The following is a 20,387-nucleotide window of genomic DNA, read 5'->3' as shown; positions in this document are numbered from 1 at the left end:
TACGCGGCCGGGCCCGTCCCGACGTTTCCCCGTGCCGCCGGTTCCGGCCACCTGTCCACGGCGGACAAGGGGCCGTCCGGACAACGCCCACATGGAGCATGCCCACCCCCCACCGCCGGTCCTAGCCTGCGAGAAAGAAGGCAAGCGTTCGTCCGCAAGATCCCCAGGAGCCCTCATGACCGCACTTCCGCAGGAGCGCCGCGTCGTCACCGCCATCCCCGGCCCGAAGTCGCAGGAGCTGCAGGCCCGCCGTACGGCCGTGGTCGCGCAGGGTGTGGGATCCACGCTGCCCGTCTTCGTGGCGCGGGCCGGCGGCGGCGTCATCGAGGACGTCGACGGCAACCGCCTGATCGACTTCGGTTCCGGCATCGCGGTGACCTCCGTCGGCGCCTCCGCCGAGGCCGTCGTGCGCAAGGCGTCCGCGCAGCTCGCCGACTTCACCCACACCTGCTTCATGGTCACGCCCTACGAGGGCTACGTCGCCGTCGCCGAGGCGCTGGCCGAACTGACGCCGGGCGACCACGCGAAGAAGTCGGCCCTGTTCAACAGCGGTGCCGAGGCCGTCGAGAACGCCGTCAAGATCGCGCGGGCCCACACCGGGCGGCAGGCCGTGGTCGTCTTCGACCACGGGTACCACGGCCGGACCAACCTGACGATGGCGCTGACCGCGAAGAACATGCCGTACAAGCACGGCTTCGGCCCGTTCGCGCCCGAGGTGTACCGGGTCCCGGTCGCCTACGGCTACCGCTGGCCGACCGGCGCCGAGAACGCCGGTCCGGAGGCCGCCGCCCAGGCGATCGACCAGATCACCAAGCAGGTCGGCGCCGAGAACGTGGCCGCGATCGTCATCGAGCCGGTGCTCGGCGAGGGCGGCTTCATCGAGCCGGCCAAGGGCTTCCTGCCCGCGATCCGCGAGTTCGCCTCGGACCACGGCATCGTCTTCGTCGCGGACGAGATCCAGTCCGGCTTCTGCCGTACCGGCCAGTGGTTCGCCTGCGAGGACGAGGGCATCGTCCCGGACCTGATCACGACGGCCAAGGGCATCGCGGGCGGCCTCCCGCTGTCCGCCGTCACCGGCCGCGCCGAGATCATGGACGCCGCGCACTCCGGCGGCCTCGGCGGCACCTACGGCGGCAACCCGGTGGCCTGCGCGGGCGCGCTCGGCGCCATCGAGACGATGAAGGAGCTGGACCTCAACGCCCGGGCGCGGACCATCGAGGCGGTCATGAAGTCCCGCCTGTCCGCCATGGCGGAGAAGTTCGACGTGATCGGTGACGTCCGGGGCCGCGGCGCGATGATCGCGATCGAGCTGGTCAAGGACCGCGCCACCAAGGAGCCGGCCCCCGAGGCCACCGCCGCGCTCGCCAAGGCGTGCCACCAGGCCGGCCTGCTGGTGCTGACCTGCGGCACCTACGGCAACGTGCTGCGCTTCCTGCCCCCGCTGGTGATCGGCGACGACCTGCTCGGCGAGGGTCTCGACATCATCGAGCAGGCCCTCGCCGGCATCTGAACGAGGGCGGGCGCGAGGACCGGGGCGAGTGTCTGCGCGAGGGATCGAACGCGCATCTGAGCTGCGCTTCGCACGCCTGGCGGGACGACCGGCAGAGCGTGTGAAGAAGGTGTGCGGGGTGGATGTCAGGACGCCGATGAGCCTGTCCTGAGCCGACCCCCTGCCGTAGGTTCTACGCAGATGAGAGATGGACCCGCCCACAGGGGACTGTGGGCGGATCATCAGGACGGAGCCTCCCCAGCTTCGACCTGGTCGTGCCTCGCGCACACAACCGGAGTCCACGGGCTCCGGCTTCCTCACCGATCGGACGGTCGCCCGCCCCAAACCCCCCGGGGCGCGCGGCGTTCCGGTCAGGACGACCGCCCCGGCACCCGGGACGGTGGTTCACCGAAGGGCCGGCACACTCCCCCCCTTGTGCCGGCCCTTCGGTGTCACTCCCCCGGATCTCCTGGATCTCCTCCTTCTCCGGACGCCGCGTCCTGCTCGCCCCCGGTGACACGGGCGAGCAGGGCACGGGCCTCGGCGGTGCGCGGATGCGCCGGGTGCAGCCGCCCCTCGCAGGCGGCCAGCGCCCGCCGTACGGCGTCCTCCGCCTCGGCGCGGCGTCCCAGGCCGTACAGGGCCTCGGCGGTGGCCAGGTCCAGGTACCCGGCGGCGTGGCGGGGCGGCTGCGGCAGGCTCCGGCCCAGCTCGGTCAGCGCCTCCTCGTGGCGGCCCTGCCCGGTCAGGCTGCGCGCCAGCGTGGTGTGCAGGACGGCGACGGCGGGTCCGTCGGCGCGGTGCAGGTTGCCGCGGGCCACCGCCTCCGCCTCTTGGTAGCGGGCCAGCCCGCACAGCACGGCGGCCAGGTGCCCCAGGGTGTTCACCTCCAGCCCCGACACCGGGGCGCGGTGGGCGATCCGGGTCAGCTCGCCCAGGACGGCGAGCGCCTCGGTCTCCGCCTCCGCGTACCGCCGCAGCCCGGACAGGGCCACCACGCGATGACTGCGGGCGATCAGCCGCAGCATCTGCGAGTTGAGGCCGACCGGCTCCAGCTCCGCGATCAGCGCGTCCAGTTCGTCCAGCGCCTCGGCCGGCCGGCCGTGCATGACGGCCGTTCCCGTGGCGAGCACCCGTGCCTCCCAGTGCGGCGGACGCCTGCGCCAGGGGCGTCGCGGGAGGGCGGCCAGGGCCCGCGCCTCGGCCTCGACCTCCTCGTACCGGCCCTCCCTGGTCATGGTCCGCAACCGGGAGAAGGTCTCTTCCCACTGGCTGTCCCGTGCCGTTCGTATGGTCGTCACGGGCGGTGAGACTACGCGACGGCGGGCCTGCGAAGCTGGGCCGCATGCCGCTCTCCGCCCGCCCTCGCGTCCTGCCCGCCCTCGTCGGGCTCTGCGTGCTCGTCTTCGCGCTGATCACCTGGCAGATCGTCGCCGACGGCCCGCTGGCCGGGGCGGACGAGCGGCTGAGCGGGGTGCTCGTCCACCCGGACCGGCTCTCCGAGCTGCTGTCCGACCTGGGCAATGTGCAGGTGGCGGTGCCCGTCCTCGCCGTGGCACTGGCGTGGGCGGCGTGGCGCGGGCGGGCGGCGGGCGTGGACCGCTGGTGGCTGCCGCCGCTCGCCGGAGCCCTGGCGATGGTCCTGGTGCCGGTGCTGGTCGTCCCGCTGAAGGAGTGGACCGACCGCCCCGGCACCCCGGCGGTGCCGCCCGCGGTCGGTTACTACCCCTCGGGCCACACCGCCACGGCCCTCGTCGCGTACGGCGCCGCGACGCTGCTGCTGTTCCCGCTCCTGCGCTCGGCCGCCGCACGCCGGACGCTGGCCGTGCTCTGCGCCGTGCTGGTGCTGGGCACCTCCTACGGGCTGGTGCGCCGGGGGTACCACTGGCCGCTGGACGTGGTGGCCAGTTGGTGCCTGGGGACGGTCCTGCTGGCCGGGGTCCGGTCGGCGGTCCGCCGGACCCCGCCGGGCGTCAGCCGAAGTACGCGTCGAAGTTCTTCTGGAACTCCCAGTTCGCGTACCGGTCCCAGTTGATCGACCACGTCATCAGGCCGCGCAGGGCGGGCCAGGTGCCGTGGGTGGCGTACGAACCGCAGTCGGTCTTCTTCGTCAGGCAGTTCAGGGTCTTGGTGACCTCGGCCGGGGAGACGTGGCCGTTGCCCGCCTGGGTGGAGGCCGGCATGCCGATCGCGACCTGGTCCGGGCGCAGCGGCGGGAAGACGTTGCCGGCGTCGCCCGCGACGGGGAAGCCGGTGAGCAGCATGTCGGTCATGGCGATGTGGAAGTCGGCGCCGCCCATGGAGTGGTACTGGTTGTCGAGGCCCATGATCGGGCCGGAGTTGTAGTCCTGGACGTGCAGCAGGGTCAGGTCGTCGCGCAGGGCGTGGATGACCGGCAGGTAGGCGCCCGCCCGGGGGTCCTGGCCGCCCCACTTGCCGGTGCCGTAGTACTGGTGGCCGAGCTGGACGAAGAAGGTCTCGGGCGCCATGGTCAGCACGAAGCGCTCGCCGTACTTGGCCTTGAGGGTCTTCACGGCCGAGATGAGGTTGACGACGACGGGGGTCTTCGGGTTCTTGAAGTCGGTGTCGTCGGCGTTCAGGGAGAGGGAGTGGCCCTCGAAGTCGATGTCGAGGCCGTCCAGGCCGTACTCGTCGATGATCGCGGAGACGGAGGAGACGAACGTGTCGCGGGCGGCGGCGGTGGTGAGCTGCACCTGGCCGTTCTGGCCGCCGATGGAGATCAGCACCTTCTTGCCGGCCGCCTGCTTGGCCTTGATCGCGGCCTTGAACTCGGCGTCGCTCTCCACGTTCGGGCACTCGGTGACCGGGCAGCGCTCGAAGCGGATGTCGCCGGAGGTGACCGAGGTGGGCTCGCCGAAGGCCAGGTCGATGACGTCCCAGCTGTCGGGCACGTCGGCCATGCGGGTGTAGCCGGAGCCGTTGGCGAAGCTGGCGTGGAGGTAGCCGACCAGGGCGTGGGCCGGGAGGCCGGAGGAGCCGCCGCCGTCGTCCGGGCGCTGGGCTGTGGTCGCGGTGACCGTGGCGGAGCGCGCCGATTCGCCCGCGTCGTTGACGGCGGTGACCTGGAAGGAGTCCGCCGTCGACGGGGTCAGGCCGGACACGGTGGTGGACGTGCCGGTGACCGTGCTGACCCTGGTGCCGTCGCGGTAGACGGCGTACCCCGTCGCGCCCGGCACCGGTGACCAGGACAGGGCGACGCTGGAAGAGGTCACCGAGCCGGTCTTCAGGCCGCCGGGGACGGCCGGGGGCTGTCCCGTCTCGCCGCCCGGGCCGGTGAGGGAGATGTCGTCGGCGTGGTAGGCGCCGGTGCCGTACCAGCCGTGGGTGTAGATCGTGACCTTGGTGGTCGACGGGCCGGTGCGGAAGGTGGTCGTCAGCTGCTTCCAGTCGGGGGCCGACTGGGCCCAGGTGGAGACGTCGGTGGTGCCGGTGCCGCTCGCGCCGAGGTAGACGTAGGTGCCCTGGACGTAGCCGGAGAGCGTGTACTGGGAGTCCGGTTTCACGGACACCGTCTGCGCGCAGCGGGCGTTGTCGGCTCCGGCCGGGGTGGCCTTCAGGGCCGCCGTGCCGCCGTGCACGGGCGAGGTCACGGTGGTGCCGGCCGTACAGGTCCAGCCGTCGAGCGCGGACTCGAAGCCGCCGTTGCGGGCGAGGTCCGCGTCGGCCGCACGGGCGGCCGACGTGAGCGCGGTCAGGCCGGACGCGGCCAGGGCCGCGGCCGTGAGCAGGGTGACGAGGGGGCGACGGGTGAGAGGTCTGGCGCTGGCGCGTTCCACAAGTGCCTCCGGACATGGGGGAGATGGGGAGGGCGGAGCGCGCCCAATTTGGTCCAGACCAATTCTGTTGTCAACCCCTCGCGCACCTCACTCCCGGCGGCCCTCGCCCTCCTCCACCGCGAGGGCCGCCGCCGCCTCGTGCATCGCCAGCTCCAGGAGCGCGGGATCGGTGAGGGTGCCGCTGCCATCCGGCGGGATCAGCCAGCGGGTGCCGCCGGTCGACAGTCCGCCCGGGTACGGCACCACGATCCAGGTGCCGGGCCCGGCCGTCCGGACGCCGGTGCCGACCCAGCGGGCCGCGGTGCCGGCGGGGACGAAGAAGCCCGTGCGCGCGTCGCCGAAGTCGGCGAGCACCGGGCCGGGCTGGTCCAGGACGCGCGAGAGCACGTCCAGGGTCGGATAGCCGAGCCTGGACGGCAGGATGAGCACGTCCCAGGCCTTGCCCGCGGGCAGCAGCGCGACGCCCGAGGGGTCGCGCTCCCAGTCCCGGCGGCAGGACTCGGGATCCGGCGCGACGGATGCCAGCCACGCGACCGCCGTCTTCGCACCAGGCATGTGAAACCTCCCTTTCACTCCTCGACGCGGGGTGCGTCATGAGGGAGAGGGAGGTCTCCCGGCGGCATTACGCGGGTTGCCGCAACCCGTTGGAGTGAACCGGGTCACAGGCCCGCCGGCCGGCCCGGCTCAGCTGTCGAAGCCGAGCCCCAGCCGGTCCATCGTCCGCAGCCACAGGTTGCGCCGGCCGTCCCGGGCGTCCGCGCGGGCCAGCGACCACTTGGTGAGGGCGATGCCGGTCCAGGCGAAGGGCTCGGGCGGGAAGGGAAGCGGCTTGCTGCGCACCATCTCCAGCCCGGTCCGCTCGGTGCGCTCTCCCGCCAGCAGGTCGAGCATCACCTCGGCGCCGAACCGGGTCGCGCCCACACCGAGGCCGGTGTACCCGGCCGCGTACGCCACCCTGCCCCGGTGGGCGGTGCCGAAGAACGCCGAGAAGCGCGAGCAGGTGTCGATGGCGCCGCCCCAGGCGTGGGTGAAGCGGACGCCGGCCAACTGCGGGAAGCAGGTGAAGAAGTGCCCGGCGAGCTTGGCGTAGGTCTCGGGGCGGTGGTCGTACTCGGCGCGCACCCGGCCGCCGTAGGGGTAGACCGCGTCGTAACCGCCCCACAGGATCCGGTTGTCCTGGGAGAGGCGGAAGTAGTGGAACTGGTTGGCGCTGTCGCCGAGGCCCTGCCGGTTGCGCCAGCCGACCGAGGCGAGCTGCGCGTCGGAGAGCGGCTCGGTCATCAGGGCGTAGTCGTAGACGGGAACGGTGTAAGGACGCACCCGCCGGACCAGGCTGGGGAAGACGTTGGTGCCGAGCGCGACCGTGCGGGCGCGCACCCCGCCGTAGGGCGTGCGGACGGCCATGCCGGCGCCGTACGGCCGCAGGGTGAGCGCGGGGGTGTGCTCGTAGAGGCGGACGCCGAGCGCGAGGCAGGCGCGCTTGAGGCCCCAGGCCAGCTTGGCGGGGTCGACCATCGCCACGCCCCGCCGGTCCCAGAGGCCGGCCCGGAAGGTGGGTGAGTCGACCTGTTCCCGCACCGCGTCGGCGTCCAGGTACTCGATGCCCCCGGCGAGGCCCTTGGCGCGGATCTCCCCGTACCAGTCCTCCAGTTCCCGGGCCTGGTGGGGCTCGGTGGCCACGTCGATCTCGCCGGTGCGCTCGAAGCCGCAGTCGATCCCGTGGCGGGCGACCGCCTCCTCGATCGCGTCGAGGTTGCGGGCGCCCAGCTCCTCCAGCCTGTGGATCTCCCGCGGCCAGCGGGTGAGGCCGTTGGACAGCCCGTGGGTGAGGGAGGCGGCGCAGAATCCGCCGTTGCGCCCGGAGGCGGCCCAGCCCACCTCGCGGCCCTCGACCAGCACCACGTCCCGGTCCGGGTCGCGCTCCTTGGCGATCAGCGCGGTCCACAGTCCGCTGTAGCCCCCGCCGACCACCAGCAGGTCGCAGGTCTCGGCACCCGTGAGGGCGGCCTCGGGGCGGGGGCGGCCGGGGTCGTCCAGCCAGTACGGGACCGGCTGCGCGTCGGAAAGGGATTTCGTCCAGTCGTTGCTGCGGCTCATGGCTCCAGGGGCCATGATTTCAACTCCCTACGCATACTGCTGGCGCGCTCATGCCTTGCGGCGATGGCGACGGTTGCCGACGGCCATGGAGGCCAGGACGAACAGTACGGCGACGACGAACATGGCCGTACCGACGACATTGATCTGAACGGGCGTTCCGCGCTGGGCCGAGCCCCACACGAACATGGGGAAGGTGACGGTGGAACCCGCGTTGAAATTGGTGATGATGAAATCGTCGAAGGACAGCGCGAAGGCGAGCAGCGCGCCGGCCGCGATGCCGGGGGCGGCGATGGGCAGGGTGACCCGGACGAAGGTCTGGAAGGGACCGGCGTACAGGTCCTGCGCCGCCTGCTCCAGGCGCGGGTCCATCGACATCACGCGCGCCTTGACGGCCGTCACGACGAAGCTCAGGCAGAACATGATGTGGGCGATCAGGATGGTCCAGAAGCCCAGCCGAGCACCCATGTTGAGGAACAGGGTGAGCAGCGAGGCGGCCATCACGACCTCGGGCATCGCCATCGGCAGGAAGATCAGCGAGTTGATCGCACCCCGCGCGCGGAAGCGGTAGCGGACCAGCGCGAAGGCGATCGCGGTGCCGAGCGCGGTGGCGCCGAGGGTCGCCCACAGGGCGATCTGGAGGCTGAGCGAGAGCGAGCCGCACAGCCCGGCCACGCCGCACGGATCCCTCCAGGCGTCCGTGGAGAACTGCTGCCATTCGTAATTGAAGCGCCCGTTCGGCTTGTTGAAGGAGAAGACCGTGACGACGACGTTGGGCAGCAGCAGATAGGCGAGGGTCAGCAGTCCGGCGATGACGACCAGATGGCGTTTGAGCCAGTTCTTGAAAGAGGTGACGAGGGCCATTTAAACCAGGTCCTCCGTCCCGGACTTGCGGATGTAGAGGGTGACCATGGCGAGGATCGCGGCCATGAGGATGAACGAGAGCGCGGCGGCCGTCGGATAGTCCAGGACCCTGAGGAACTGCGACTGGATCACGTTGCCGATCATTCCGGTGTCGGCCGAGCCCAGCAGGGAGGCGTTGACGTAGTCGCCGGTGGCCGGGATGAAGGTCAGCAGGGTGCCGGAGACGACGCCCGGCATCGACAGCGGGAAGGTGACCTTGCGGAAGACGGTGGACGGCTTCGCGTAGAGGTCGCCCGCCGCCTCGTGCAGCCGGCCGTCGATGCGTTCCAGGGAGGTGTACAGCGGCAGGATCATGAACGGCAGGAAGTTGTACGTCAGGCCGCAGACCACGGCGAGCGGGGTCGCCAGCACGCGGTCGCCGGAGGTCCAGCCGAGCCAGCCGGTGACGTCCAGGACGTGCAGCGTGTTCAGGGCGCCGACGACCGGGCCGCCGTCCGCGAGGATCGTCTTCCAGGCCAGGGTGCGGATCAGGAAGCTCGTGAAGAACGGCGCGATCACCAGGATCATGATCAGGTTCCGCCAGCGTCCCGCACGGAAGGCGATGAGGTAGGCGAGCGGATAGCCGAGCAGCAGGCACAGCACCGTCGCGGAGGCCGCGTAGGCGACCGAGCGCAGGAACTGCGGCCAGTACGCGGACAGCGCGTCCCAGTAGGTGGCGAAGTGCCAGGTGACCTGGTAGCCCTCCTCCAGCGAGCCCGTCTGCACGGAGGTGGAGGCCTGGTAGACCATCGGCGCCGCGAAGAACACGACCAGCCACAGGATGCCGGGCAGCAGCAGCCAGTACGGCGTCCAGCGGCCCCTCCTGCGCGGGGGCTTCGGCTCGGTCCCGGTCGGGGCCGGGGGCGGTGGCGCCTCGGTGAGGGTGGACATCAGACGGCCTCGCCCTCGGCCGCACCGGCGTCGCCCGCCGTCCCCGCGAGCACGGACTGGGCGGCGTCGAGTCCGAAGGTGTGCGCCGGGTTCCAGTGCAGGACGACCTCGGCGCCGGGCACGAGGCGGGGGTCGCGGTCGATGTTCTGGGCGTAGACCTCGAACTGGGGGCAGGCCGCGCAGTCGACGACGTACTGGGTGGAGACGCCGATGAAACTGGTGCTGCTGATCGTGCCGGTGACGCGGTTGCGGCCCTCGGGAAGGGTGCCCGCGTCGTCCGCGTGGGTGAGTCCGATCTTCTCGGGACGGACCCCGACCAGGATCTTGCCGCCCGCCTTCGCGGGCGCGGAACACCGGGCGCCGGGCAGCACCAGCTTGTCGCCGGCCGCCTTGACGACGACGTCGTCGCCGCTGCGGGTGTCGACCTCGGCCTCGATGAGGTTGGAGGTGCCGAGGAAGTTGGCGACGAAGGTGGTGCGCGGGTTCTCGTACAGGTCGGCGGGGGCGCCCAGTTGCTCGACGCGGCCCGCGTTCATCACGGCGACCCGGTCGGCCATGGTCATGGCCTCCTCCTGGTCGTGGGTGACGTGCACGAAGGTGATGCCGACCTCGGTCTGGATGCGCTTGAGCTCCAGTTGCATCTGGCGGCGCAGCTTGAGGTCGAGGGCGCCGAGCGGTTCGTCGAGGAGCAGCACCTTGGGGTGGTTGATCAGCGCGCGGGCCACGGCGACGCGCTGCTGCTGGCCGCCGGAGAGCTGGTGCGGCTTCTTGCGGGCCTGTTCGCCGAGCTGCACCAGGTCGAGCATCTCGCCGACCTGCTTCTTCACGCTCTTGATGCCGCGCCGGCGCAGGCCGAAGGCGACGTTCTCGTAGATGTCGAGGTGCGGGAAGAGGGCGTAGGACTGGAAGACGGTGTTGACCGGCCGTTTGTAGGGCGGCAGCGCGGTCACGTCCTGGTCGCCGAGGTGGACGGTGCCCGCGCTCGGTTCCTCCAGCCCGGCGATCATGCGCAGGGTCGTGGTCTTGCCGCAGCCGGAGGCGCCGAGCAGGGCGAAGAAGGAGCCCTGGGGCACGGTCAGGTCGAGCGGGTGCACGGCGGTGAAGGAGCCGTAGTCCTTGCTGATGCCGGTGAGGCGGACGTCGCCGCCGCCGTCCGTCGCGGCCGTCTGGTTCGTCGTCGTATGCGTCGTCATCGTCGTCACGCCCCGGTGAGCTTCGCGAACTTCTCTTCGTATGCGGTCTCTTCCTTCGGGCTCAGGGAGCGGAAGGAGTGCGACTTGGCCTGCATGGCCCGGTCGGGAATGATCAGCGGGTTGTTCGCCGCGTCCTCGTCGATCTTCGCCAGGTCGTCCTTCACGCCGTCGACCGGGCAGACGAAGTTGATGTAGGCGGCGAGTTCCGCGGCCGGGCCCGGCTCGTAGTAGTAGTCGATGAGCCGTTCGGCGTTCGTCTTGTGCCGTGCCTTGTTGGGGATCAGCAGGTTGTCGCTGGAGGTGACGTAGCCGCTGTCCGGGATGACGAAGTCGACGTCCGGGTTGTCCGCCTTGAGCTGGACCACGTCGCCGGCCCAGGCCAGACAGGCCGCCAGGTCGCCCTTGCTGAGGTCGGACGTGTAGTCGTTGCCGGTGAAGCGGCGTATCTGGCCGCGGTCGACGCCCTTCTGGAGCCGGTCGATGCCCGCGTCGTAGTCGTCGTCGCCGAAGCGGGCCGGGTCCTTGCCCATGTCGAGCAGCATCATGCCCATGGTGTCGCGCATCTCGGTGAGGAAGCCGACCCGGCCCTTGAGCTTCGGATCGTCGAGCAGGTCGGAGACCGTCTTGACCTCGATGCCGTCGAGGGCCTTGCGGTTGTAGGCGATGACGGCGGAGATGCCCTGCCAGGGGTAGGAGTAGGCGCGGCCCGGGTCCCAGTCAGGGCTGCGGAACTGGGGCGAGAGGTTGGCGAAGGCGTGCGGCAGGTTGGCCGGGTCCAGTTTCTGGACCCAGCCGAGGCGGATCAGGCGGGCGGCCAGCCAGTCGGTGAGGACGATGATGTCCCGCCCGGTCTCCTGGCCGGCGGCGAGCTGCGGCTGGATCTTGCCGAAGAACTCGCTGTTGTCGTTGATGTCCTCGGTGTAGGTGACCTTGACGCCGGTGCGCTCGGTGAACGCCTCCAGTGTGGGGTGCCGCCTGCCGCTCTCGTCGACGTCCATGTACTCGGTCCAGTTGGAGAAGCGCACCTGCTTCTCCGACTGGGAGTGGTCCTCGGCGGAGACGCCGCCCTCGGTCTTGCCGGCCGCCGGGATGCCGCAGCCGCTCAGCAGGCCGGCTCCCCCGGCCGCGAGCGCGGTGCCCGTGGCGGCGCGCAGCAGCGAACGGCGGGTGAGGGCGGCCCTGCCGCTCCTGAGTGAGCGCCGCATGGCGGCCACTTGGGCCGGGGAGAGGCGGTCGGGCTCGTACTGCTCCATGCGCGTGGTTGCCCTTTCGGGTGGGTCGGCCGTGGTCGGCGGCCTCTCGTCGTGACTACCGGTCCCCGAAGACGGTGCGGTGCCAGTCCTTGGCCGCCACCGCGGTGTTGTCGAACATGACGTGCTTGACCTGCGTGTACTCCTCGAAGGAGTAGGCGGACATGTCCTTGCCGAAGCCGGACGCCCGGTAACCGCCGTGCGGCATCTCGCTGATGATCGGGATGTGGTCGTTGATCCACACGCAGCCCGCCTTGATCTCGCGGGTGGCGCGGTTCGCCCGGTACACGTCCCGGCTCCAGGCGGAGGCGGCGAGCCCGTACGGCGTGTCGTTGGCCAGCCGGATGCCCTCGTCGTCGGTGTCGAAGGGCAGGACGACCAGCACCGGCCCGAAGATCTCGCACTGGACGGCCTCGCTGTCCTGGGCGGCGTCCGCGATGAGGGTGGGCCGGTAGTAGGCGCCCTCCTTGAGGTCGCCCTGCGGTGCCTCGCCGCCGGTCACCACGCGCGCGTAGGAGCGGGCCCGGTCGACGAACCCGGCGACGCGGTCCCGCTGGACGTGGCTGACCAGCGGTCCGAGGTCGGTGCCGTCGGCGAAGGGGTCGCCGACGCGGACGGTGTCCATGAGCGCGGCGGTCCGCTCGACGAACGCCTCGTACAGGGGCCGCTGCACGTACGCGCGCGTGGCGGCCGTGCAGTCCTGGCCGGTGTTGATGAGTGCGCCCGCGACCGCGCCGTTGACGGCGGCGTCGAGGTCGGCGTCGTCGAAGACGAGGAAGGGGGCCTTGCCGCCCAGTTCCAGGTGGAGGCGTTTGACGGTGGCGGTGGCGACCTCGGCGACGCGCTTGCCGACGGCGGTGGAGCCGGTGAAGGAGGTCATGGCGACGTCGGGGTGGGCGACGAGGTGCTCGCCGGCCTCCCGCCCGGTGCCGCTGACGATGTTGATCACACCGTCCGGAAGGCCGGCCTCCGTGGCCGCCTGGGCGAACATCAGGGAGGTGAGCGGGGTGACCTCGGCGGGCTTGAGCACGACGGTGTTGCCCGCGGCGATCGCCGGGAGGATCTTCCAGGCGGCCATCTGGAGCGGGTAGTTCCAGGGCGCGACCGACCCGACGACGCCGATCGGCTCGCGGCGCACGTACGAGGTGTGGTCGCCGGAGTACTCCCCCGCCGACTGTCCCTGCAGGTGCCGGGCGGCGCCGGCGAAGAAGGCCGCGTTGTCGACGGTGCCCGGCACGTCGAACTCCCGGGTCAGCTTCAGCGGCTTGCCGCACTGCAGGGACTCCGCGCGGGCGAAGTCCTCGGCGCGCTCGGCGAGGACGGCGGCGAACCGGTGCAGGGCGTCGGAGCGCTCGGCGGGGGTGGCGCCGGCCCAGCCGGGAAAGGCCTCCCGCGCGGCGGCGACGGCCGCGTCGACGTCACCGGGTCCGGCGAGTTCGTAGGTCAGGACCTCCTCGCCGGTGGCCGGGTCGACGACGGTGTGCGTGTGTCCGGAGGTGCCCTTCGTGAGACGGCCCGCGATGTACTGGGCCCCGTCCGCGAAGCGGTCCTGGGCCGGGAATCGGTCCGAAGTGGCGTTGCCCGGGTTGTGCATGTCGGCTCTCCTCGGTCTCCCCGTGGCGGGGGCCGGCGTGGCTCAGGCTCGATGTGAGTGCCGATCCTGACAGAGCACTAGGACGCCAACAAGTGATTCCGTTGTTGCCATTTGGTTACGCGACGGAATCTGTCGACCAGGTGTCGAGTCGCCACGGAAAAGGACGGACGGAGTGTCAGTGGCGCGTGCCACACTCGCGTGCATGGAGAAGATCACGGGGGCCGGGCGGAGCGCGGGGGTGGCCATGGGGGCCGTCGACAGCCGGGAAGCGCTGGTCGCGCGGGTCAGAGCGGGCGAGCGGATCACGTACCTGTGCTTCTGGGGGCACCGGCCGCTCCCGGACGGCCGGGTCGGGCCGAGCTGTCTGAGCCAGTGGTGGCCGTCGCCGTTCACGGTGGCCGGGGTGGAGTACCGGACGGCCGAGCACTGGATGATGGCCGGCAAGGCCCGCCTCTTCCGGGACCCGGAGGCCGAGCGACGGGTGCTGGCGGCGGCTCACCCCGCTCAGGCGAAGAAGGCGGGCCGGCTGGTCCGCGGCTTCGACGAGACGGTGTGGGAGCGGGAGCGGTTCAAGATCGTCGTGGACGGCAGCGTCCACAAGTTCGCCTCGGACGCGGCCCTGCGGGCGTTCCTGCTGAACACGGGCGACAGGGTGCTGGTGGAGGCGAGTCCCGTGGACCGGGTGTGGGGCATCGGTCTGGCCGCGGGCGACGAGGCGGCGACAGACCCCGAGCGCTGGCGGGGGCCGAATCTGCTGGGCTTCGCGCTGATGGCCGCCCGCGAGCGGCTGCGCGCGGGCGACGTGTGAGTGACCGCCGAGCGGCTCCTGAGCGGCGAAAGGGGGCGGCCCGGAAGCCGCCCCCCTTTCCGGCACCGCCCGGCTCAGGCGATGCTCATCAGACTCGCGAAGGCGAGGAATCCGAGCAACGGCAGGATCACGGTGGCGATGATGCCGAGCACGAGGCCGGCGGTCGCGGAGCCCTTGTTGGTGGCCTCGCCCCGGTTGGCCTTCCCGCGGCCTGTCGCACCGAAGATGATCGCGAGGATGCCGAGGATCACGCCGAAGAACCAGAGGAAGAAGGTCAGACTGCACACCACGCCGATGATGCCGAGGACCAGTCCCGTGGTTCCCAAGCCGTTGCTCGGCTGCATCGGCATGCCGTAGCCGGGGCCCTGCGGATGGCCCACGGGCGGGGCGGCCGGGTAGGACGGGCCCTGGTTCGGGTAGCCGTACCCGGGCGCGGACTGCGGGTATGCGTAACCCCCGCCGGGCGGCTGGCCCTGCTGCGGCGGCGGCCCGTATCCCCCGGGTCCGGGATTGGAGTACGACATGGAAACTGCTCTCCCCTCGTTGGCGGCTGACATCGTAGAGGCAAGGCCGAGGGGAGGGCCTCAGCTTTCCGCCGTCACGGAGACGGCCACGGGGCGCGAGGCACCGTAGTAGGGGTCGTCGTCGTACGAGTCGTCGTTGATCGCGGCGGTGATGCCGACGGCGATCAGCACGATCACGGCGACGCCGAGGACGACGCCGACGATGCCCATCACGAACCCGGCCTGCGCCTGCCCGTGGTTGTTGGCCAGGCCCTGCTCCGCCTTCTTGCGGCCCTTGACCCCGAAGACGATGGCGAGGACGCCGAGCACCAGGGAGACCACGCCGTACATGCAGAACAGGGCGCAGGCCAGGATGCCCAGCACCATCGACGCGGTGCCCATGCCGTTCTGCGGGGCCATGGGCATGCCGGGCCAGCCGTAGCCGTGGCCGTACCCGGGATAGCCGTACCCGTAGGAGGCACCGGCGCCGTCGGGCGCGACCGGCGGGGGCGGCACCGCGGACTCGGGAGCGGTGAACCCGGCACCCGGCATCGACGTGACCGTGGCGTGGTCGTGCACGCCCGGCGGCGGCTGCCAGGGCGGCGGCCCGTCGGAGGCGGGCGGCCGGGGCGGCTCCTGCGCCGGTCCCGCCGCGGCGCCCTTGTCCAGGGACGGCCCGCTCTCCGGGGGCGCCCAGGGATCGTGACCGCCGGCGGGGTCGCCGTCGGGCCGTATCGCGTCCGTCATCTCTCGTCCCCCCGGGTCGTTCGTGCCGCCATGCTACGGTCCCGGGCCGCCGGGTGTGCGACCGGCCTACGATGATCCCCGAACGACCGATCAGCCGATCACCCGCGCCCCACCTCCGCCTCGCGCGGTCCCGGGCGCCGCCCTGGGGAGGAACCCATGACCGAGCACCTCGTCGATCCCGGCGTCCCGCGTGACCTGCACGCCTTCGTCGCCGGACTGCCGAAGGCCGAACTGCACGTCCACCACGTCGGCTCCGCCTCCCCGCGCATCGTCTCCGAACTGGCCGCGCGCCACCCCGACTCCAAGGTCCCCACCGACCCCGAGGCGCTGGTCGACTACTTCACCTTCACGGACTTCGCCCACTTCATCGACGTGTACCTGTCCGTGGTCGACCTGATCCGCACCCCGGAGGACGTCCGGCTGCTCACCTACGAGGTGGCCCGGGACATGGCCCGGCAGCAGGTGCGGTACGCCGAGCTGACCATCACGCCGTTCTCCTCCACCCGCCGCGGCATCGACGAGGGCGCCTTCATGGACGCGATCGAGGACGCCCGCAAGGCGGCCGAGGCGGAGTTCGGGACCGTGCTGCGCTGGTGCTTCGACATTCCGGGCGAGGCCGGTCTGGAGTCCGCCGAGGAGACGACGCGGCTGGCCACCGACGACCGGCTGCGCCCCGAGGGCCTGGTCTCCTTCGGGCTCGGCGGTCCCGAGATCGGGGTGGCGCGCCCGCAGTTCAAGCCGTACTTCGACCGGGCGATCGCCGCGGGCCTGCACTCGGTGCCGCACGCCGGTGAGACCACGGGACCGCAGACGGTGTGGGACGCCCTGACCGACCTGCGCGCCGAGCGCATCGGGCACGGCACCAGCTCGGCGCGGGACCCGGAGCTCCTGGCCCACCTCGCCGAGCGGCGCATCCCGCTGGAGGTGTGCCCGACCTCGAACATCGCCACCCGCGCGGTGCGCAGCCTGGACGAGCACCCGGTCAAGGAGTTCGTCCGCGCCGGCGTCCTGGTGACGATCAACTCCGACGACCCGCCGATGTTCGGCACCGACCTCAACAACGAGTACGCCGTCGCCGCCCGGCTCCTGGGCCTCGACGAGCGCGGCCTCGCCGACCTGGCGAAGGACGCGGTCGAGGCGTCGTTCCTCGACGCGCCGGGCAAGGCCCGGATCACCGACGAGATCGACACGTACACCGCCGCCTGGCTCGCCTCCTGAGAGTTGCCGCCCGTATGGACACCCCGCGCGCCCTGACCGCCGTCGCCCACCGCGGCGACCCCTACCGGCACCGCGAGAACACGCTCGTGTCGCTGCGTTCCGCCCTGGAGCGCGGCGCGGACGCGGTCGAGACCGACGTACGCCTGACCCGGGACGGCGTGCCGGTGCTGCTGCACGACGAGACGCTGAAGCGGCTGTGGGGGCCCGACCGGCCGCTGCGCTCCCTGTCGGCCGAGGAGGTGCGCGCACTGACGGCGGGCGGGGTGCCGACGCTGGCGGAGGCGCTGGCGGCCACGGACGGCGGCCGGCTGATGCTGGACCTGCCGGGCGGGCCGGGCGAGCGGGCGGTGCGGCGCATCGTGGACGTGGTCCGCGCGTGCGGGGCGCGGGACCGGGTGTACTACACCGCGGGTGCCGCCGCCATGCTCGCCGTGCGGGCCGCCGACCCGGCCGCCGAGATCGCCCTGACCTGGACGACGGCGGCCCCTCCCCGGCCCGCGCTGCTGGCGGCGGTCCGGCCCCGGTGGCTCAACTACCGGTTCGGGCTGGTGGACCGGGCCCTGGCGGACCGGGTCCACGCCGACGGTCTGCTGCTGTCGGTGTGGACCCCGGACACCCGCCGTACGATGCGCCGGCTGATCGCGTCGGGCGTCGACTCGGTCACCACCAACCGCATCGACGTGCTGTGCGCGCTGCGCGACCGGGGCGCCGCACCGCCCGTAGGGGCGAACCCGGACGACTCCCGCGCCTCCTAGGGGAGTTCCCCGAGCCCCGGGCCGGGGCCGGGACCCTCCCCGGTGACGATCCGGTGTGCCGGGCGGCGCGACGAGGATGATCAACGACCGTCCGCCCCGAACCCGGAGTCGTCGATGCCGTCGATGCGTGTCCGTACCTCCTCCGTCCTCGCCGCCTCCCTGGTGCTCGCGCTGTCCGCCGGGCCGCTGGCGGCCCCCTCCTTCGCCGCGCCGCCCACCGGGGCCGCCGCCGCGCACCGGTCGCCGGACCCGGCCGCGAACGCGCTGCGCGCCGCCCTCGCCATGGTGCCGGGGGACCACGCCACGGCCGCCCTCGTGCGGGTCGGCGGCACGAACGGAAGCCGGCGCGGCAGCGCGGGCGTCCGCGACCTGGCCAGTGGCCGGCCGGCGTACCCGAACGCGTCCTTCCGGGCCGGTTCGATCACCAAGGTCGTCACGGCCGCCACCGTCCTGCGGCTCGCGGCGGAGGGCGACGTCGACCTGGACGCGGCGGTGCAGGACTACCTCCCGGACCTGTTCACGGAGGACTTCGACCAGCCGATCAGCGTCCGCCAGCTCCTCAACCACACCAGCGGCATCCCGGCGGGCGACGGGCTCGGCGACGACTTCGCCGCGTTGTACCCGCGCCGCTTCGACACCCTCAGCCCGCGGGAGGACGTGGCGTCGGCGATCGCGAAGGGGCCGGAGTCCGGCCCGGGCGAGCGGCAGCACTACCTCAACGTCAACTACACGATCCTCGGCTTCCTGATCGAGAAGGTGACGGGACGTTCCTACGCCGCCGAGGCCACGCGCCTGGTCCTGCGCCCGGCCGGGATGACGCACACGTACTTCCCGGGCACCGACCCGCGCATCCGGGGCCCGCACAACCGGGGTTACCAGACGGTGGAGCGGCCGGACGGGACGACGGAGCTGCTCGACGTCACCGAGTGGAACCAGGCGGACCGGTGGGCGGCCGGTGACATGATCTCGACGACGGCCGACCTGGAGCGCCTGCTCACCTCGCTCTTCCGGGGGCGGATCGTGCCCCAGCCGCAGCTGGAGGAGATGTTCACGACCCCGGCGGGCCTCCCGGACGCGACCCGCAGCGCCGGGCTGGAGTACGAGAAGGTGGGCGACCAGGTCTTCTGGGGCAAGTCGGGCTCGCGCTACGGCTACAGCGCGCTCATGGGCGGCACCCGCGACCTGTCCCGCACGCTCGTCTACTCGGTCAACGCCACGGACGCCAAGAGCGCGGCGCGGAACCCGGTGCTCGACGCGATCACCGCGGCCGCGCTGAAGTAGCCCCGGCCGCGGCAGCCGCCCGTCGGCCGCTCGCCGTTCGTTCGCCCGCCGCTCCTCAGCCCTTCGTCAGCCGCCGCGCCGCCGCGTGCGCCGCGACGGTCGCCGCGCCCGCGAAGCCCAGGCCCACGGCGAGGTCGCGCGGGCGCGTGGCGCGCAGGACACCGGCGCGGCGCAGCCGGTGACGGGCCCACAGGGTGAAGGGGACGACGATCAGCGGCGAGGTGGCCGACCCGGGCGTGTAGCCGCGCACCAGCGCCGCCTGGGCGAGGTGGACGAGGCCGTGCAGGCCGAAGGCGTTGAGCGCGCTCTGGTACACGGCCGAGCGGCCCCCGGTCAGCCGTCCCGCCACGGACGCGGCGGCCACGACGGCGGCCATCGCGCCGACCGCGACCGCGAACTCCCGTCCGTCCACCGACCCGGCCCGCCGCCACACGGCCTGGGGCACGGTCGGGCAACGCTCGCGCAGGGCGGGGAGGTTGCGCCGCCACCAGCCCGGCACGGTCGCCAGTTCCTCGAGGTCGTGCAGGGCCCAGGCGGCGAGCAGCCCCAGTGTGACCGCGGCCGTCACCTCTTCCTCACTCGATGAATTCATCACATGATCAGTCTGCTACACCCCTACGATCCCGTTCCACCGCTTCGCGAACTCCGCCCGCTCCGCCGCCGAGATGTCCCGGGCGATGGCGAGCCGTTCGCGCATCGCCGCGTCCGGGAAGATCAGCGGGTCCTCGGCCAGGGCGGCGGTCTCCTCGTCGTCGGAGGAGCCGAGCACGTCCTGGGCGGCGGGGACCGGGCAGACGTAGTTGACCCACGCGGCCAGCTCGGCGGCGACCTCGGGGCGGTAGTAGTAGTCGATCAGCCGCTCGGCGTTGGCCTTGTGGCGGGCCAGGCCGGGGATCATGAGGGACTCCGCCCACAGTTCGGCGCCCTCCTCCGGGACGACGAACTCGATGTCCGGGTCGTCCGCCTGGAGCTGGATCACGTCGCCGGAGTAGGCCTGGCAGGCGAGGACGTCGCCGCTGGAGAGGTCCTTGATGTAGTCGTTGCCGGTGAAGCGGCGGATCTGCCCCTTGGCGACCTGCTGCTCCACCTGCTCGCAGATCAGGTGGAAGTCGTCGGACCGCCAGTCGGTGATGTCCACGCCGTTGCCCTGCATCAGCAGCGCGAACGCCTCGTCCATGCCCGACAGCAGGGTGACGCGGCCCTTGAGGTCGCCCGCCCACAGGTCGGACACGTGCCGGATCTCCCGCCCGAGCCTGCGCCGGTTGTAGGCGATCCCGGTGATGCCCGACTGCCAGGGCACGGTGAACCTCCGGCCGGGGTCGAAGGCGGGCGAACGCAGCAGCGGGTCCAGGTACGTGGCGACGTTCGGCTGGCGCTCCCGGTCCATCTCCTGCACCCAGCCCAGCCGTACGAACCGCCCGCACATCCAGTCGCTGATGACGATCAGGTCCCGGTCGGTGGGCCGGTGGTTCATCAGGGCCGGGCTGACCTTGCCGAAGAACTCGTCGTTGTCGTTGATCTCCTCGACGTAGGCGACGGAGACCCCCGTCTCCTTCTCGAACGCCTCCAGCGTGGGCCGCCGGCGCGGGTGCTCGTCGTCGGTGTCGATGTACAGCGGCCAGTTGGCCCAGGTCAGCCTGGGTTCGGCGGCGGACCGGTCGGGGGCGGCCCGGTCGCCCGGGGCCACATACGCGGCGGGGACACCGCAGCCGGCCAGCGCGCCGAGCGCGGCGGAGCCGCCCAGGCCGCGCAGCAGGGTACGGCGGGAGAACGGGGGCGTCTTGGGGAGCAGGGGCATGGCACGAGCATCCCGTCGCGCGCCCGCCGGGACAATCGACGCTGCGTCGAGCGGGCCCGGCCAGGC

General features: G+C 72.1%; 19 protein-coding genes. 6 read left to right on the top strand and 13 right to left on the bottom strand.

Features of this window, described 5'->3' with window-relative positions; translation table 11 throughout:
- The first annotated feature begins 175 nt into the window (after positions 1–175).
- Positions 176–1,510 (top strand): 4-aminobutyrate--2-oxoglutarate transaminase, encoded by a 1,335-nt coding sequence (gabT, locus tag Sdi02f_RS12685; protein ID WP_030402260.1) that lies wholly within the window; start codon positions 176–178, stop codon positions 1,508–1,510.
- A 431-nt stretch (positions 1,511–1,941) separates the two neighbouring features.
- Here gabT and Sdi02f_RS12675 read toward each other — a convergent pair whose 3' ends face one another.
- Entirely contained in the window at positions 1,942–2,790 is an 849-nt protein-coding gene (locus Sdi02f_RS12675; RefSeq protein ID WP_245962179.1) for a tetratricopeptide repeat protein, read from the bottom strand.
- 44 nt (positions 2,791–2,834) lie between these two features.
- Between Sdi02f_RS12675 and Sdi02f_RS12670 the strand changes: the two genes are divergently transcribed.
- Complete coding sequence (locus Sdi02f_RS12670) at positions 2,835–3,524, top strand: phosphatase PAP2 family protein (protein WP_167458157.1); 690 nt, start codon at positions 2,835–2,837, stop codon at positions 3,522–3,524.
- Here the strand turns inward: Sdi02f_RS12670 and Sdi02f_RS12665 are convergent.
- The 8 genes from Sdi02f_RS12665 to Sdi02f_RS12630 form a co-directional block, all read right to left on the bottom strand.
- Positions 3,463–5,286, bottom strand: a complete 1,824-nt coding sequence (locus tag Sdi02f_RS12665; protein WP_108933243.1) for a chitinase — start codon at positions 5,284–5,286, stop codon at positions 3,463–3,465. The two genes, Sdi02f_RS12670 and Sdi02f_RS12665, sit on opposite strands and share 62 nt — an antisense overlap.
- An 87-nt stretch (positions 5,287–5,373) precedes the next feature.
- Positions 5,374–5,841 (bottom strand): hypothetical protein, encoded by a 468-nt coding sequence (locus Sdi02f_RS12660; protein ID WP_030402264.1) that lies wholly within the window; start codon positions 5,839–5,841, stop codon positions 5,374–5,376.
- A 129-nt stretch (positions 5,842–5,970) separates the two neighbouring features.
- Positions 5,971–7,398, bottom strand: coding sequence for an NAD(P)/FAD-dependent oxidoreductase (locus Sdi02f_RS12655; protein WP_031087409.1), 1,428 nt, complete (start codon positions 7,396–7,398; stop codon positions 5,971–5,973).
- A 33-nt stretch (positions 7,399–7,431) separates the two neighbouring features.
- Complete coding sequence (locus Sdi02f_RS12650) at positions 7,432–8,244, bottom strand: ABC transporter permease (protein ID WP_108933242.1); 813 nt, start codon at positions 8,242–8,244, stop codon at positions 7,432–7,434.
- Complete coding sequence (locus Sdi02f_RS12645) at positions 8,245–9,174, bottom strand: ABC transporter permease (RefSeq protein ID WP_030402267.1); 930 nt, start codon at positions 9,172–9,174, stop codon at positions 8,245–8,247.
- Positions 9,174–10,367, bottom strand: a complete 1,194-nt coding sequence (locus Sdi02f_RS12640) for an ABC transporter ATP-binding protein (RefSeq protein ID WP_031185381.1) — start codon at positions 10,365–10,367, stop codon at positions 9,174–9,176. The genes Sdi02f_RS12645 and Sdi02f_RS12640 overlap by 1 nt, the downstream gene beginning before the upstream one ends.
- Before the next feature lie 5 nt (positions 10,368–10,372).
- Positions 10,373–11,620: an ABC transporter substrate-binding protein gene (locus Sdi02f_RS12635; RefSeq protein WP_030402269.1), complete on the bottom strand. Its 1,248-nt coding sequence runs from the start codon at positions 11,618–11,620 to the stop codon at positions 10,373–10,375.
- A 55-nt stretch (positions 11,621–11,675) separates the two neighbouring features.
- Positions 11,676–13,211, bottom strand: coding sequence for a gamma-aminobutyraldehyde dehydrogenase (locus Sdi02f_RS12630; protein WP_053662601.1), 1,536 nt, complete (start codon positions 13,209–13,211; stop codon positions 11,676–11,678).
- 202 nt (positions 13,212–13,413) lie between these two features.
- On the opposite strand from Sdi02f_RS12630, the gene ybiA reads away from it, so the two are divergent.
- A complete protein-coding gene (gene ybiA, locus Sdi02f_RS12625; RefSeq protein WP_174843333.1) occupies positions 13,414–14,019 on the top strand; it encodes a riboflavin biosynthesis intermediates N-glycosidase in 606 nt (201 codons plus the stop codon).
- A gap of 74 nt (positions 14,020–14,093) precedes the next feature.
- Here the strand turns inward: ybiA and Sdi02f_RS12620 are convergent, their stop codons facing one another.
- Both Sdi02f_RS12620 and Sdi02f_RS12615 read right to left on the bottom strand, forming a co-directional pair.
- Positions 14,094–14,543, bottom strand: coding sequence for a DUF4190 domain-containing protein (locus tag Sdi02f_RS12620; protein ID WP_030402272.1), 450 nt, complete (start codon positions 14,541–14,543; stop codon positions 14,094–14,096).
- A 60-nt stretch (positions 14,544–14,603) separates the two neighbouring features.
- Positions 14,604–15,269, bottom strand: a complete 666-nt coding sequence (locus Sdi02f_RS12615) for a DUF4190 domain-containing protein (protein ID WP_031087421.1) — start codon at positions 15,267–15,269, stop codon at positions 14,604–14,606.
- A gap of 156 nt (positions 15,270–15,425) precedes the next feature.
- On the opposite strand from Sdi02f_RS12615, the gene Sdi02f_RS12610 reads away from it, so the two are divergent.
- The 3 genes from Sdi02f_RS12610 to Sdi02f_RS12600 all read left to right on the top strand — a co-directional run bounded on the left by Sdi02f_RS12610 (position 15,426) and on the right by Sdi02f_RS12600 (position 18,523).
- Positions 15,426–16,487, top strand: a complete 1,062-nt coding sequence (locus tag Sdi02f_RS12610; protein WP_030402274.1) for an adenosine deaminase — start codon at positions 15,426–15,428, stop codon at positions 16,485–16,487.
- Positions 16,488–16,501: 14 nt separating this feature from the next.
- Positions 16,502–17,242, top strand: coding sequence for a glycerophosphodiester phosphodiesterase (locus Sdi02f_RS12605; protein ID WP_031185385.1), 741 nt, complete (start codon positions 16,502–16,504; stop codon positions 17,240–17,242).
- Positions 17,243–17,365: 123 nt separating this feature from the next.
- Complete coding sequence (locus tag Sdi02f_RS12600) at positions 17,366–18,523, top strand: serine hydrolase domain-containing protein (protein ID WP_108933290.1); 1,158 nt, start codon at positions 17,366–17,368, stop codon at positions 18,521–18,523.
- A 55-nt stretch (positions 18,524–18,578) separates the two neighbouring features.
- Here Sdi02f_RS12600 and Sdi02f_RS12595 read toward each other — a convergent pair whose 3' ends face one another.
- A complete protein-coding gene (locus tag Sdi02f_RS12595; protein WP_037799491.1) occupies positions 18,579–19,118 on the bottom strand; it encodes an HXXEE domain-containing protein in 540 nt (179 codons plus the stop codon).
- A gap of 12 nt (positions 19,119–19,130) precedes the next feature.
- Positions 19,131–20,321: an extracellular solute-binding protein gene (locus Sdi02f_RS12590; protein WP_108933241.1), complete on the bottom strand. Its 1,191-nt coding sequence runs from the start codon at positions 20,319–20,321 to the stop codon at positions 19,131–19,133.
- Positions 20,322–20,387: the final 66 nt, after the last annotated feature.

This window comes from Streptomyces ardesiacus, from assembly GCF_003112575.1.
In the GTDB taxonomy this organism is placed as follows: domain Bacteria; phylum Actinomycetota; class Actinomycetes; order Streptomycetales; family Streptomycetaceae; genus Streptomyces; species Streptomyces ardesiacus.
Note: the sequence above shows the minus strand (reverse complement) of the source record. Positions and strands in the feature narration are given on the sequence as shown.

Excerpts from the sequence above, each read along its gene's own strand:
- gabT (WP_030402260.1), top strand. The coding sequence starts at position 176 with ATGACCGCACTTCCGCAGGAGCGCCGCGTCGTCACCGCCATCCCCGGC.
- Sdi02f_RS12670 (WP_167458157.1), top strand. The coding sequence starts at position 2,835 with ATGCCGCTCTCCGCCCGCCCTCGCGTCCTGCCCGCCCTCGTCGGGCTC.
- Sdi02f_RS12660 (WP_030402264.1), bottom strand. The coding sequence starts at position 5,841 with ATGCCTGGTGCGAAGACGGCGGTCGCGTGGCTGGCATCCGTCGCGCCG.
- Sdi02f_RS12655 (WP_031087409.1), bottom strand. The coding sequence starts at position 7,398 with ATGGCCCCTGGAGCCATGAGCCGCAGCAACGACTGGACGAAATCCCTT.
- Sdi02f_RS12650 (WP_108933242.1), bottom strand. The coding sequence starts at position 8,244 with ATGGCCCTCGTCACCTCTTTCAAGAACTGGCTCAAACGCCATCTGGTC.
- Sdi02f_RS12645 (WP_030402267.1), bottom strand. The coding sequence starts at position 9,174 with ATGTCCACCCTCACCGAGGCGCCACCGCCCCCGGCCCCGACCGGGACC.
- Sdi02f_RS12640 (WP_031185381.1), bottom strand. The coding sequence starts at position 10,367 with ATGACGACGCATACGACGACGAACCAGACGGCCGCGACGGACGGCGGC.
- Sdi02f_RS12635 (WP_030402269.1), bottom strand. The coding sequence starts at position 11,620 with ATGGAGCAGTACGAGCCCGACCGCCTCTCCCCGGCCCAAGTGGCCGCC.
- Sdi02f_RS12630 (WP_053662601.1), bottom strand. The coding sequence starts at position 13,211 with ATGCACAACCCGGGCAACGCCACTTCGGACCGATTCCCGGCCCAGGAC.
- ybiA (WP_174843333.1), top strand. The coding sequence starts at position 13,414 with ATGGAGAAGATCACGGGGGCCGGGCGGAGCGCGGGGGTGGCCATGGGG.
- Sdi02f_RS12620 (WP_030402272.1), bottom strand. The coding sequence starts at position 14,543 with ATGTCGTACTCCAATCCCGGACCCGGGGGATACGGGCCGCCGCCGCAG.
- Sdi02f_RS12615 (WP_031087421.1), bottom strand. The coding sequence starts at position 15,269 with ATGACGGACGCGATACGGCCCGACGGCGACCCCGCCGGCGGTCACGAT.
- Sdi02f_RS12610 (WP_030402274.1), top strand. The coding sequence starts at position 15,426 with ATGACCGAGCACCTCGTCGATCCCGGCGTCCCGCGTGACCTGCACGCC.
- Sdi02f_RS12605 (WP_031185385.1), top strand. The coding sequence starts at position 16,502 with ATGGACACCCCGCGCGCCCTGACCGCCGTCGCCCACCGCGGCGACCCC.
- Sdi02f_RS12600 (WP_108933290.1), top strand. The coding sequence starts at position 17,366 with ATGCGTGTCCGTACCTCCTCCGTCCTCGCCGCCTCCCTGGTGCTCGCG.
- Sdi02f_RS12590 (WP_108933241.1), bottom strand. The coding sequence starts at position 20,321 with ATGCCCCTGCTCCCCAAGACGCCCCCGTTCTCCCGCCGTACCCTGCTG.